The organism is Kitasatospora sp. NPDC056273, assembly GCF_042268845.1.
GTDB lineage: Bacteria > Actinomycetota > Actinomycetes > Streptomycetales > Streptomycetaceae > Kitasatospora.
Map to the genome: position 1 here is coordinate 21068 of NZ_JBHJSJ010000043.1, position 11573 is coordinate 32640.

The 11573-nt window shown below is 69.1% G+C and carries 15 protein-coding genes; 7 read left to right on the forward strand and 8 right to left on the reverse strand.

Annotated elements, in window-relative coordinates; translation table 11 throughout:
- Window positions 1–84: 84 nt before the first annotated feature.
- Together ACFCY1_RS29965 and ACFCY1_RS29970 are read left to right on the forward strand one after the other, a co-directional pair.
- Window positions 85–2112 (forward strand): prolyl oligopeptidase family serine peptidase, encoded by a 2028-nt coding sequence (locus ACFCY1_RS29965; RefSeq protein ID WP_375876631.1) that lies wholly within the window; start codon window positions 85–87, stop codon window positions 2110–2112.
- 67 nt (window positions 2113–2179) lie between these two features.
- Window positions 2180–2695, forward strand: coding sequence for a DUF6879 family protein (locus ACFCY1_RS29970; protein ID WP_375876632.1), 516 nt, complete (start codon window positions 2180–2182; stop codon window positions 2693–2695).
- Window positions 2696–2854: 159 nt separating this feature from the next.
- Here ACFCY1_RS29970 and ACFCY1_RS29975 read toward each other — a convergent pair whose 3' ends face one another.
- Window positions 2855–3109, reverse strand: a complete 255-nt coding sequence (locus ACFCY1_RS29975) for a hypothetical protein (RefSeq protein WP_049650026.1) — start codon at window positions 3107–3109, stop codon at window positions 2855–2857.
- Window positions 3106–3471, reverse strand: coding sequence for an ATP-binding protein (locus tag ACFCY1_RS29980; RefSeq protein ID WP_074003885.1), 366 nt, complete (start codon window positions 3469–3471; stop codon window positions 3106–3108). The genes ACFCY1_RS29975 and ACFCY1_RS29980 overlap by 4 nt, the downstream gene beginning before the upstream one ends.
- 286 nt (window positions 3472–3757) lie before the next feature.
- Here ACFCY1_RS29980 and ACFCY1_RS29985 point away from each other — a divergent pair, with 286 nt between their 5' ends.
- From ACFCY1_RS29985 to ACFCY1_RS29995, 3 genes are all read left to right on the forward strand, one after another.
- Window positions 3758–4624, forward strand: a complete 867-nt coding sequence (locus ACFCY1_RS29985; protein ID WP_375876633.1) for a helix-turn-helix domain-containing protein — start codon at window positions 3758–3760, stop codon at window positions 4622–4624.
- Window positions 4617–4817 carry a DUF397 domain-containing protein gene (locus ACFCY1_RS29990; protein ID WP_375876634.1) on the forward strand — a complete coding sequence of 67 codons (201 nt, stop codon included), beginning with the start codon at window positions 4617–4619 and terminating at the stop codon, window positions 4815–4817. Before ACFCY1_RS29985 ends, ACFCY1_RS29990 begins: the two co-directional genes overlap by 8 nt.
- A 63-nt stretch (window positions 4818–4880) precedes the next feature.
- Window positions 4881–5081: a DUF397 domain-containing protein gene (locus ACFCY1_RS29995; protein WP_375876635.1), complete on the forward strand. Its 201-nt coding sequence runs from the start codon at window positions 4881–4883 to the stop codon at window positions 5079–5081.
- A gap of 96 nt (window positions 5082–5177) precedes the next feature.
- On the opposite strand, the gene ACFCY1_RS30000 is transcribed toward ACFCY1_RS29995, so the two are convergent.
- Genes ACFCY1_RS30000 through ACFCY1_RS30010 form a run of 3 tightly spaced genes read right to left on the reverse strand, consistent with a single transcriptional unit; the run spans window position 5178 to window position 6781 of the window.
- On the reverse strand, window positions 5178–6029 hold the full coding sequence (locus ACFCY1_RS30000; RefSeq protein ID WP_375876636.1) for a helix-turn-helix domain-containing protein: 852 nt from the start codon (window positions 6027–6029) through the stop codon (window positions 5178–5180).
- Window positions 6030–6033: 4 nt separating this feature from the next.
- Window positions 6034–6534, reverse strand: a complete 501-nt coding sequence (locus tag ACFCY1_RS30005) for a DUF6879 family protein (RefSeq protein ID WP_375876637.1) — start codon at window positions 6532–6534, stop codon at window positions 6034–6036.
- Entirely contained in the window at window positions 6503–6781 is a 279-nt protein-coding gene (locus ACFCY1_RS30010; RefSeq protein WP_359827286.1) for a hypothetical protein, read from the reverse strand. The genes ACFCY1_RS30005 and ACFCY1_RS30010 overlap by 32 nt, the downstream gene beginning before the upstream one ends.
- A gap of 608 nt (window positions 6782–7389) precedes the next feature.
- Here ACFCY1_RS30010 and ACFCY1_RS30015 point away from each other — a divergent pair.
- Window positions 7390–8817 (forward strand): ASCH domain-containing protein, encoded by a 1428-nt coding sequence (locus tag ACFCY1_RS30015; RefSeq protein WP_375876638.1) that lies wholly within the window; start codon window positions 7390–7392, stop codon window positions 8815–8817.
- Window positions 8818–8833: 16 nt separating this feature from the next.
- A complete protein-coding gene (locus tag ACFCY1_RS30020) occupies window positions 8834–9229 on the forward strand; it encodes a low molecular weight phosphatase family protein (protein ID WP_375876639.1) in 396 nt (131 codons plus the stop codon).
- A 217-nt stretch (window positions 9230–9446) separates the two neighbouring features.
- Here the strand turns inward: ACFCY1_RS30020 and ACFCY1_RS30025 are convergent, their stop codons facing one another.
- From ACFCY1_RS30025 to hutI, 3 genes are all read right to left on the reverse strand, one after another.
- Window positions 9447–9971 carry a DUF6879 family protein gene (locus ACFCY1_RS30025; RefSeq protein ID WP_375876640.1) on the reverse strand — a complete coding sequence of 175 codons (525 nt, stop codon included), beginning with the start codon at window positions 9969–9971 and terminating at the stop codon, window positions 9447–9449.
- A complete protein-coding gene (locus ACFCY1_RS30030; RefSeq protein WP_375876641.1) occupies window positions 9955–10152 on the reverse strand; it encodes a hypothetical protein in 198 nt (65 codons plus the stop codon). Before ACFCY1_RS30030 ends, ACFCY1_RS30025 begins: the two co-directional genes overlap by 17 nt.
- Before the next feature lie 233 nt (window positions 10153–10385).
- Window positions 10386–11561: an imidazolonepropionase gene (gene hutI, locus ACFCY1_RS30035; RefSeq protein ID WP_375876642.1), complete on the reverse strand. Its 1176-nt coding sequence runs from the start codon at window positions 11559–11561 to the stop codon at window positions 10386–10388.
- Window positions 11562–11573 lie beyond the last annotated feature (12 nt).

Consider the following 11573-nt stretch of genomic DNA (forward strand, 5'->3'; position numbering starts at 1 on the left):
CGCCGTGGATTCCAGGATCCGCGGCGGCCCCGAGTGCTTTTCCCGCTCGACAGGAGCCCGTCGGCCGTGCCTATGGTGCCCGGCATGACGACCCCCTCCTTACCCCGCCAGCTGGCCCGCACCCGGCGCTTCACCCTGGGCGTCCCCACCCGGCCCGAGCCCTCGGCGGACGGCGCCACCGTGCTCTTCCTGCGCGGCCGCTCCGGCACCGACCCGCTCGCCTGCCTCTGGGCCCTGGACACCGCCACCGGCCAGGAGCGGCTGCTCGCCGACCCGGCCGCGCTGGGCGCCGACGAGGGCATCGCCGCGTACAGCACCGACGCCGCCGGAACGCTCGCCGCCTTCGCCCTGGACGGCGCCCTGTGGCTGGCCGACACCGCCGCCGGCACCGTCCGCGCCGTCCCCGTCCCCGGCCCGCCGCAGGACCCCAGGCTCGACCCGACCGGCCGCCGGATCGCCTACGTCCGCGGCGGCGCCCTGCGGGTGGTCGGCGTCGACGGCACCGACGACCGCCCGCTCGCCGAACCCGAGGCCGAGGACGTCTCCTACGGGCTCGCCGAGTACGTCGCCGCCGAGGAGATGCACCGCGACCGCGGCCACTGGTGGTCCCCCGACGGCACCGCGCTGCTGGTCGCCCGGGTCGACGACCGCCCGCTCGCCCGGCTCTTCCCGGCCGACCCCGCCGACCCGCACCGCCCGCCGCGCGCCGTCCGCTACCCGCTCGCCGGCACCGCCAACGCCGAGGTCTCGCTGCGGCTGCTCGGCCTCGACGGCAGCGACACCGAGGTCCGCTGGGACCGCACCGCCTTCGAGTACCTGACCGCCGCCGGCTGGGACGGCCACGGCCCGTACGCCGCCGTGCAGAGCCGCGACCAGCGCACCGTCCTTGTGGTGGCCGTCGAGCCGGACGGCACCACCCGGCCGCTCGCCGAGCGCCGGGACGCCCACTGGGTCGAGCTGCTGCCCGGCCTGCCCGCCCGCACCGCGGGCGGCGCCCTGGTGGACACCGCCGACCTCGGCGACACCCGGCACCTGACCGTCGGCGGCGAGCCGGTCACCCCGCCCGGGCTCCAGCTGCGCGCGGTGCTCGGCACGGAGGGCGAGCAGGTGCTGTTCACCGCCTCCGAGGAGCCCACCGAGACCCACCTCTGGACGTACGGACCGGACGGGGGCATCCGTCGGCTGAGCGACGGCCCCGGCCTGCACACCGGCGTGCGGCGCGGCGGCACGCTGGTGCTCACCACCCGCACCCCCGGGCACCCCGGCGGCTTCACAACCGCTCTGCGGGAGGGCTCGGCACCCCGCCCGCTCACCTCGTACGCCGAGCCGCCCGTCGTCACTGCCGCGCCCGAGCTGCTCAGGCTCGGCCCACACGCCCTGCGCGCCGCACTCTTCCTCCCCGCCGGCCACCGCCCCGGGGACGGCCCGCTGCCCGTCCTGCTCGACCCGTACGGCGGGCCCGCGACGCAGAAGGCCACCACCGGCGGCCTCTGGTGGGACCAGGTCTCCCAGTGGTTCGCCGACCAGGGCTTCGCGGTCCTCGTGGTGGACGGCCGGGGCACCCCCGGCCGCGGGCCCCGCTGGGAGAAGGCCGTGTACGGCGACAAGGCGACGCTCCCGCTGGCGGACCAGGTCGAGGGCCTGCGGGCGGCCGCCCGGCTGCGGCCCGGACTGCTCGACCTCGACCGGGTCGGCATCCGCGGCTGGTCCTACGGCGGCTACCTCGCCGCCCTCGCCGTATTGAGGCGCCCGGACGTCTTCCACGCCGCCTCCGCCGGGGCCGCCCCCACCGACTGGCGGTTCTACGACACCCACTGGCAGGAGCGCTTCCTCGGCCACCCCGACGAGCATCCCGAGCACTACGACAGCGGCTCGCTGATCGCCGAGGCGCCGAAGCTGAGCCGCCCGCTGCTGCTGATCCAGGGCCTCGCCGACGACAACGTCTACCCCGCCCACACCCTGCGGCTCTCCGCCGCCCTCCTCGCCGCCGGCCGCCCGCACGAGCTCCTCCCCCTACGCGCCACCGGCCACCGGCCGACGGACGAGGCGGTGGTGGAAAACCTGCTGCACCACGAACTGCACTTCCTGCGCCGCTCGTTGGGAATGAAGTGATCAGCACCGCGCCACCGAACGCCTGCCCAGCGAACGGGCCGGTGCTCATGATCAGGGGAGGCATGTGATGCCGTCGAGCGTGCCCGGCTTCGCTGAGCTGCTTGAGCAGTGCCGGCGGTCCGCCGTCCATCTGGAGCTGCGGGACTCGTACGCTCCGACGGATCGGTTCGAGGCCTGGCAGCGCGGTGAGCGGATCAACTGGGAGGACCAGGCGTCCTGGTGGCATCCCTATGACCAGTTGATCACGGACGCCGTGGCGCGGGGCGTGGTCATTCGCCGAGCCCGGGTGGTCTCCGAGCCCGTGTCCGAGTACATCCGGTGGGAGCACTACGTCACCCACGCCAACGTCACGGCCGGCGAGCAGGTCCGCTGGCTGCCACGGCGGCAGGCCACGAGCATCCCCCTGCCCGGGAACGACTTCTGGCTGTTCGACGGTGCGCCGCTTCGAGTGCACCACTTCTCCGGGGACGGCACCGTGGTCGAGGACGAGATCACGACAGAGCCGGACGCCGTGACGCTGTGCACCACCGCGTTCGAAGCAGTCTGGGAGCGAGCGCTCCCGCACCATCTGTACGAGATCTGACGAAGACCGGCTCCATGCCCGCGAGGCCCTCGCCCTGGGTGGGCGAGGGCCTTCGCGTGTTTCAGTACTGCTCGTCGCGCGCCTCGGGGCGGGGCATCCTGAGGGTCGCGAGGACGCCGAGGGCGAGGAGGGCGAGGAGGATCGCGCCGATGAAGAACTTCACTGGCGCCACGCCTCGTCGTCATCGTCCAGTTCGCGGAGCAGGCGGAGGAGGTTGAGCAAAGTGCTCACCGGAGCGTTCCCGAAGTCGATCAGGATGCGTCCGTCGATGGTGGTCTCACCCGGCGAGGCGGACCCCCAGAGGAGCCCGTGCGGCAGGCCGCGCCTGTGCAACTCGCCCAGAAGGGCCATGAGGTGGGGTTTGGTGTAGTCACGCATCCGGGGGTCCTCCGGCAGGACGGGGTAGCCGGTCACGCGCGGCAGTCCAGCTCGTACCAGATGGACTTGCCGCGCTTCTGCGGGTCGACGCCCCAGCGGTGGGTGAGGCCCTCCACGAGTTGGAGGCCCCGGCCGGACTCGGCGGAGTCGGCGGGGGTTCGCCGCCGGGGGAGGGCGTCGCTCTCGTCGGAGACGGTGACCCGGAGGGTGCGGCCGAGGACGGAGAACCAGACGACGGGCGCGGGGGTGTCGCCGTGCCGCCAGGCGTTGACGACGAGCTCCATCAGGGCGAGTTCGGCGTTGAAGATGCTGTCGGCGTCCCAGCCGCCGCTACGGGTCATCGCGTCCCGCAGGGCCTGGCGGGAGAGGGTGAGCGAGGGGGTGTTACGGGTGCACACGGGAACCTCCGTGAGGCTGTGGCGTGGGGAGGGGGATGACGGTCGTCACCGTGAGCCAGGCCGGGGCGGCGGTTGCTCTTCGGCGTGCGGGCAGCAGGCGCCTACTGCCTTGGACACAGGGATTACTGACGGTCCGTCGGATTGACCTGAGAATGACGATAGCCCAAAGTGAGATCAAGTTTTACCCCAAGCTCAGATCTTCCCTCTATCGTGGTACTGGCCGCCCCAGATGGACCGACCGGCAAGACGCGCGGCAGACTGGGACGACCCACCCCGGAAGGAAGTCATGGCTCCACGCGCAAACCCGACGCTCCGTCAGCGACGGCTCGGTGCAGAGCTGCGAAGGATGCGTGAGCAGGCCAGCTTCGGTGGCAGCGAGCTCGGCCGCCTCGTCGGCATGAGCCCAGCGCAGGTGACGCAGATGGAGGCCGGAAGAATCGGCATCAGCGTGGAGCGGTTGCACACGATCGCCACGACATGCATGTGCTCCAACCAGCCGCTGATCGACGCGCTCGCCGACATCATCACCGAGCGCAGCAAGCCCGGATGGTGGGAGGAGTATCGGGAGACTCTGGCAGCAGACTTCCTCGACGTCGCCGAACTGGAGGGTCACGCTCGGAGGCTCTCGACCTACGGGACCACCTTCGTGCCTGGCCTACTCCAAGTCGGCGCCTACACGGCAGCGTTGTTCGCTCAGGCCTACCCGCCACCGCTGCGTCACGAGGTCGATCTCAAGACGGCCTTTCGCATGCAGCGACAGCGCATCGTCCGATCCGGAGCGACGCCGTATACGGCCTTCATCCACGAGGCTGCCCTGCGCATGCAGTTCAGTGATCCGAAGGTCAACATCGAACAGATCGAGGCACTCCTCGCCGACTCGGAACAGCCCAGCATCTCGGTCCGAGTCGTACCGTTCGCCTCCGGTGCTGTCCCGAGCCCGTGCGAGAACTTCATCTATGCCGAAGGGCCCATAACGGACCTCGACGCTGCGCAGATGGACACAGGCCATGGCGGCCAGCTCTTCGACAGCCCCGCCCACCTCACAAGGTTCCGCGCTCTCCTTGCCATGATGGGCTCCACGGCACTCTCCGAGGAGAAGTCACGTGACCTCCTGCAGTCGATCAAGGAAGAAATGGCAGGCCAGCATGTCTAGCTCCGCGTGGCAGAAGTCCAGCTACTCTGCCGCAAGCGACAACTGCGTCGAGGTGCGCTCCGTCGACGGTTTGATCGAAGTGCGCGAGTCCGATGAGGGCGACGTCATCGTCCGCACCACCCCCCTCAACCTCGCCACGTTCCTCCAGGGCGCCAAGGCCGGCGAGTTCGACCACCTGATCACCAACGCCTGAGTGAATCGTTCCGGCGGCCTCTTGCTCCCCCGCAAGAGGCCGCCGGTGGCTAGCCTGGGCCTCATGACCAGCCCCGCATGGCAGAAGTCCAGTTACTCCGGCTCCAGCAACGCATGCGTTGAGGTCCGGGCTGCCGACGGGGTAGTTGAACTCCATGAGTCCGACGACGCAGACGTCATCGTCCGCACCACCCACCCCAAGTTCGCCAACTTCCTCCAGGGCGCCAAGGCCGGCGAGTTCGACCACCTCACCACCAACCCCTGAAGGGAACGCACATCGCCCCCGCCGAGCCGCTGCTCGACGGGGGCGACATGAACCCGGCGTACAGGCCGACTCTGACGATGCCCCGGGGTGGCGCTCTCAGGCCCCTTGAAGACGGCCACGGGCCGCTTCGATCTCGTTTCGGGCCGCAGTACCGAACACCGCTTGGTCCCGCAGAGCGGCGAACACGCGGACGAAGTACGAGATGTTCTCGGGCCTGGACGTCTGGAATGCCCCCGACCAGAACTCCTGCTTTAGCAAGCTCTCGTCGAACAGGTAGAAGCCCTCGCCAGGGTAGAGCGACCGTGGCCGACCTTGCGGGATGACCCCGATGGACACGTACGGGAGCCTGGACACTTCCAGGAGGTGGTCAAGTTGCCCGTTCATCACCTCAGCGCCACCCGTATTGTTGGTTAGCGCTGAGGCTTCCAGGAGGAACGAGAATATCGGCGCCCCGGTGCCGAGGAACCGCTTCCGGACCATGCGGTTCTGTGCCGCTTCCTCCACGTCATCCAACGGCAGGCCGTGCAGCTTGGCATGGATGGTGAACTGCGCCTTGGCGTACTCGACCGTCTGTAGGAAACCGGGGACGAACAGCGACTCGTACACCCGGAGCAGCTTGGTCTTCGCGTACAAGTCCATGGCTTGAAACTGGAGACGCTTCATCCCCGGTCGGTGCCATCGCTTGTAGTCGGTCCACATCTGCTCGATCTCACGACTCATTGCGATGAGTTCGGGAGTCTGCCCCTCGACGGCACAAGCCGTTGCCCATCGTCGGATGTCTTCCTCGGTCGGGATCTGCGTCCCGTGCTCGATCTTCGACACCTTGGTCTTGTGCCAGCCACAGCGTTGCGCGAGCTCGACACCCGAGAGATGGGCATCCCGACGGAGTTCTTTGAGCTGAGTCCCGAAAGCGCGCCTTGCGGACTCGGATGGTTCCTGGTCGGACATGTCGCTACGGCTTGTACTCACCATTGGGGACGCCGAGCGACCATGCCTGCTCGAACGCATCGTTGCAGAACCGGATCACGTCCGGATCGGTTGAGAGCTGGATGTCGGCCTGTTGGTTGTCTCCTCCGATGAGGTTGAAGACCACCAGGTCATCCCGGATCAGGCAGTCGTTCCCCGGCAAGGGCAGAGCCGACACGAGACGGCGGGGAAGCCACCGAAGACGTTCCGTGGGGTCGGCCAGCTCGACCGCCATCCGCTGGTAGTCCGAGAGGGGCTCGGAGACGACCCGCACACGCCGGTAAGGGAAGCCGGCGGCGGCCTTCCCGGTCAGGAACGCCCGATGTCCACGCATCGTCTCCTCGACCGTCCCACGGTCACTTGAGCGCCATGCCTCGAACAACGGGCGGTCCACCTCGTAGAAGTCCCGTAGCTCAAGCTTTCGGACCTCTTGGGCGGGCTCACCGAACAGCAGCTCAATTCGGCGTGCCGCCGAGATCAATTCCATAACGCTCCCTGACGTACTTCCGCACGAACACATCCATGGTCCGCCCGGACAACTCCCCGAACGTCTCGTCGTCGGCAAGTGCGACGAGCTGATCCCGAACCTTCGGCCCGCGCTTCTTGAGTTGCACGATCCATGAGTCACGGTCGGTCTCATAGAACGTCTCGCACTCGACGCCACCCTGAGAGTTGGGGTCCGTGCAGAAGAACGTAGCGGTCAAGTCGTCGCCGTCGCTGCTGTGTTGCCGCATGTTGCTCCCCCCGCGATCCGGCCGCGTGTCACCTCCGACCTTCGCCCTATGACCACCCCAAGGTCAAGCGTTCGACGGCACCGAAGCTCGCTCAGAGGGGTTCCAGCAACTATGAGCAACTTTGTTGAGTGCCGCTGGCCGAGGTTCGTACGGTCTACTCCACGCCCCTACGCATCGGCGAAGGAGAGGGAGCCAGGTATGTCCGCTGCTGTGAGGTCCGCCGGCTCGCGCCGGAGCAGAGAACGTGCCAGTCCGCAGAAGATGACCGCGATCCTGAACGAGTACCGGGTGGCACAGTCGGAGTCCCGGCCGGTGCGGTACCCGCTGCCGCCGGAATGTGGGTGTCCCCGGTGTCGCGCTGGGAGCTCCGGTGAATGACGCGGTCGCCCTTCCCCCGCCGACCGAGGCGGGCGAGTCCTCAACGTCCGCCAAGCCGCCCAACACCCCGGAAGCGCCAGATGTCGTGAGCGCCGTTGTGGAGCGGTTCAGGACCCTGCATGCCGAGCGCATGCGCCACCGACACCAGCACTGAGCCGGCCGCAGCCGGTTCCTGAGCAGAGCGGAGGCACCACTTGAACACCATCGACCTCCTCAGGTCGCCGAACACCGTGCTGGCCAACGCCGTTGACGATGCCCTGGACGTGCTCCGTCCCCGCCTCCTGGAGACCGGGACGGAACGGATCGAGTTCACCGTGGGGACGCAGCTCAACGGGCGTCCGCACATCGGCACGCACCTGGTGCAGAGCCTGTCGTTCCTGGTCGCCGAGCGGGCCCGCGATGAGTTCGGGGTCGATGCGGCCGTGGACTTCGTGGCACTGGACAACGCCCCGGCGGAGACCATCACCGATGGCGGCCGCATGTACCAGCTCACCTACCACCACCAGCTCGGTGATCACGGCATCCGCGCTCTGGTCGCTGAGTACTACGCCCCTCTTCTGGACGCGATGACCAGCCGCACGGGCGTGGAGTACCGGGTCAGCAGCTACACCGAGCAGCAGGCGGGTCCGGAGTTCCGGGCCGAGTTCCTGCGGACGCTGGAGTTCCTGGATCAGATCCGGTTCTGGCTGGCTCCGGCCAGCGGTACGGCACACATCCGGCTGCCGTGTCCGGTGTGCGGGTGGGCCCAGAAGTACGCCGACCACACGCGGCTACTGGAGTTGGACGGCTCCGGGGCACTGTTCGAAGCGATGTGCCACGAGCACGGCCGCTACGAGGTGGACGTCACGCCGCTCGGCGGCGGGTACCTGGACCTCTCCACCCTGTACCGGAACGTGGTCAAGGAACGGTCCTACCGCCCCGACGACGGCACGTTGCACGTGATGGTGAAGGGCGGCGACTGGGCGTTCGGCTGCCAACTGGTGGACGGCGCCCACGTCGCGATCGGGGCGCCGGCCGCTCCGGTGCCGCTACGTGTCTTCACCCCCCAGATCCTCGGCAGCGACGGCGGGAAACTCTCCAAGAGCCTCCTTCGCGCGGCTGCCGAAGCCGGAGACGCGACGGGAGGCAGCACCGCGGAATGGCTGCTCGACCCGGGCGCCTGGCCCGGCACGCAAGCGGACTACGTCGAAGCGCTCACGGGTGCCGGTGAGCTGATGCTCAGCAGCCCGAGGCACTTCTTCCGGTCCTACACCACGACCGCATTGGAAGCCCTGATGACCACCCGCCAGCCTGCCAGGAACCAATCCCAGGCGCATGGCCGTCCCCGCAACATCCAGATCTACAAGCAGTACTTCGACCTGATCGCCGACGGCTCCAAGACCGTCGAAGTCCGGGTCGCCTACGCCTCGATGAAGCGAATCAGGGTCGGGGACCTGCTCAACTTCACCTGTCGCGGTGAGGAGTGCCTGACCAAGGTGAAGCGCATCGGCACGTACAGGACCTTCAAGGAGATGTTCGGCACCGAGGACGTGAAGGCGGTCAACCCGCACGCGACCGAGGCCGAGCAGTTGCGGGCAATCCACGCGATCTTCCCGCCGGAGAAGGAAGCCCTCGGCGTGATCACGTTCGAGATCGAGCGAGTGAACCCCGGTGAGTAGGCGAAGGCGGGTCCTGGTGGTCTGCAAGGGAAACCACTGCCGTTCCCCGATCGCCGCCCTGATCATCGCGGAGCGGTCCGGGGGCGCGCTGGACGTGCGCTCGGCGGGCACCCGCGACTGGCACGTGGCCAAGCCCGCGCACCCGCTGATGATCGAGGCCGCCGCCGCCTTCGGCTACGACCTCACCGGGCACCGGGGCGCCGTGCTGGACACGGAGCTACTTGACTGGGCTGACGCCCTGGTCGCGGTGGACGACGAAACCGCTCTCGCGGTCGAAGCGCTCGCCGGTCCGCACCGGCCCGTTCGCATCCTCGGCTCGGGCATCACCGACCCGTGGGGCGGCGGTCCCGAGGACTTCGCCGCTGCCGTCCTGGAGATCCAGGAAGCCACGGCCCTGTTCTACGCGGCCTAACCGCCATCCCGAGCAGCCCGGGCTGCCCGTCGCTTCCCCCGTGGCGCTAACGGTCAGTTCGAGCAGATGAGAGAACCGCCCCAGCCGAGAAGGCCGGGGCGGTTTGCTTTGTTCGAGCGACGTGATGCGTGACGGCTGGCCGAGGTGCGGCGATCGCGTGGCGATCTGGCTCCGCCGAACGGCATCACCACAGGTCATAGCCCCAGCTCTTCCGGGTCTATTGCCACCCGTGCTCTTCCACATAGTCCATGAAGGGCACCGACTCAGCCACGGCGATCCGCCGCCATTCCCGGTACTTCTCGACGTCGTCCTCGACAAGCACGCGGTTGATCTGCGTTCCGTCGGGTTCGTAGTTCATCAGGACCACGGTCGAATCGTCGAAGGCCCAGAAATCCTGGGCCGGAAGGCCCGGGTTCGGCCTGTCGGTCAGGTCGAGAATGCGGATGTCCTCGCCGGCCCTGGCATGCGGTGTGTAGTACATGAACTCGTACCGCAGGTAGTCACTCAGCGGCCGGGTAACGATGTGTACGCGCTGAACCGTACGGCCGGCCGCGGTATGAGCCCTGAGCCTGTCGGTCCAGCCGGACGAGTAGGTACCGGGGTCGATCCGGTACCCGTTCAGGAACTCCTCGATCTCTTCCGCCTCCCCCGCGACCTTGTAAGCGGGCAGAGTCTCAAGCCGGAACGCCGACCGCGAGAAACCATGCAGAAGCCTCTGCCAGTCCTCACCATCCAAGAACACGAATGGCCTCCTTCACGACATGCTCGGGCAGCTCCACGACGCCTTCGTGTACCAGCACCGCCAGCTCCGCGTACTGGTTCCCCTGGAAGACGAGGGTGCCCCGGTCGGTGAGGTAGACGTTCGGGCAGTCTCCCTCCTTGCAGTCTCCGACGCCGACACCCGTGAGCCGCTGGTGAGCCATGCCAACCCCCTTCAGCTCGGCCCGGATTGGACCGCCTGGGCGAGACGCTATGGACTGGCCGCGTGTCCTGTCCACACGGTTCGGGCAGTATTCCCGTCCTGGACTAATGATCACGGCCTGCCCGGAAGCGCTGCCGTGTCCCGGCCGAGGAACCCGCGCACCCTGGCGACCGCAGACGGACAGCACGTCGCCCCGCCGAGCCGCTGCTCGACGGGGCGACGCGAACCCACCGCTCAGACCTCGCGGACGCCCGCGCGCCAGACCGCGGCCGTCAGGGGGACACCCGGACGGTAGGCCAGGTGCACATGCGAGGGCGCGTCCAGCAGCAGCAGGTCCGCCCGCGAGCCGACCGCCACCGTCCCGACGTCACTGCGCCGCAGGGCGCGGGCGCCGCCCGCCGTCGCCGCCCAGACCGCCTCGTCCGGGGTCATGCCCATCTCGCGCACCGCCACGGCAATACAGAACGCCATCGAACTGGTGAAGCTGGAGCCCGGGTTGCAGTCCGTGGACAGCGCCACCACCGCGCCCGCGTCCAGCAGTCGGCGCCCGCTCGGGTACTCGGCCCGGGTGGAGAACTCCGCTCCCGGCAGCAGGGTGGCCACCGTCGCCGAGCCGGCCAGCGCCGCCACGTCCTCGTCCGTCAGGTGGGTGCAGTGGTCCGCCGAGGCGGCCCCCAGCTCCACCGCCAGCTGCACGCCGGGCCCGTAGGTGAGCTGGTTGGCGTGCACGCGCGGCGTGAGGCCCTTCTCGATCCCCGCCGTCAGAACAGCCCGCGCCTGGTCCCCGTCGAACGCACCCTTCTCGCAGAACACGTCCACCCAACGGGCGTGCGGCGCACAGGCGTCCAGCATCTCGCCGGTCACCAGCTCCACGTACCCGGCCGGGTCCTCGGCGTACTCCGGGGCGACCACATGGGCGCCCAGGTACGTCGTCTCCGGGGTGTACCCGGCGGCGATCCGCAGCGCCCGCGCCTCGTCCTCGACCGTCAGCCCGTAGCCGGACTTGCACTCGATGGTGGTGGTGCCCTGGCGCACCGCCTCCCGGACGAACCCGGCCAGGTTGGCCTCCAGTTCGGCATCCGAAGCGGCCCGCGTGGCCGCCACCGTGGTCCGGATGCCGCCCGCCGAGTACGCCTGCCCGGACATCCGGGCGTTGAACTCGGCGGTGCGGTCGCCCGCGAACACCAGGTGGGCGTGCGAGTCGACGAAGCCGGGCAGCAGCGCCCGGCCCCCGGCGTCGAAGCGCTCGTCCGCCGCCGGGGCGTCGGCCGCCGGGCCGACCCAGGCGACGGTGCCGCCGTCGACCACCACGGCCGCGTCGGTGAGCAGGCCGAGCGGCCCGGCGCCCTGCCCGGGGTCGTTGGTGACCAGGCTGCCGATGCCCGTGATCAGGGTGGTCGTGGTGCTCAAGACAACGCCTTC

Bases quoted from the DNA above. Each gene is read 5' to 3' on its own strand.
- ACFCY1_RS29965 (WP_375876631.1), top strand. From the start codon at position 85: ATGACGACCCCCTCCTTACCCCGCCAGCTGGCCCGCACCCGGCGCTTC.
- ACFCY1_RS29970 (WP_375876632.1), top strand. From the start codon at position 2,180: ATGCCGTCGAGCGTGCCCGGCTTCGCTGAGCTGCTTGAGCAGTGCCGG.
- ACFCY1_RS29985 (WP_375876633.1), top strand. From the start codon at position 3,758: ATGGCTCCACGCGCAAACCCGACGCTCCGTCAGCGACGGCTCGGTGCA.
- ACFCY1_RS29990 (WP_375876634.1), top strand. From the start codon at position 4,617: ATGTCTAGCTCCGCGTGGCAGAAGTCCAGCTACTCTGCCGCAAGCGAC.
- ACFCY1_RS29995 (WP_375876635.1), top strand. From the start codon at position 4,881: ATGACCAGCCCCGCATGGCAGAAGTCCAGTTACTCCGGCTCCAGCAAC.
- ACFCY1_RS30000 (WP_375876636.1), bottom strand. From the start codon at position 6,029: ATGTCCGACCAGGAACCATCCGAGTCCGCAAGGCGCGCTTTCGGGACT.
- ACFCY1_RS30005 (WP_375876637.1), bottom strand. From the start codon at position 6,534: ATGGAATTGATCTCGGCGGCACGCCGAATTGAGCTGCTGTTCGGTGAG.
- ACFCY1_RS30010 (WP_359827286.1), bottom strand. From the start codon at position 6,781: ATGCGGCAACACAGCAGCGACGGCGACGACTTGACCGCTACGTTCTTC.
- ACFCY1_RS30030 (WP_375876641.1), bottom strand. From the start codon at position 10,152: ATGGCTCACCAGCGGCTCACGGGTGTCGGCGTCGGAGACTGCAAGGAG.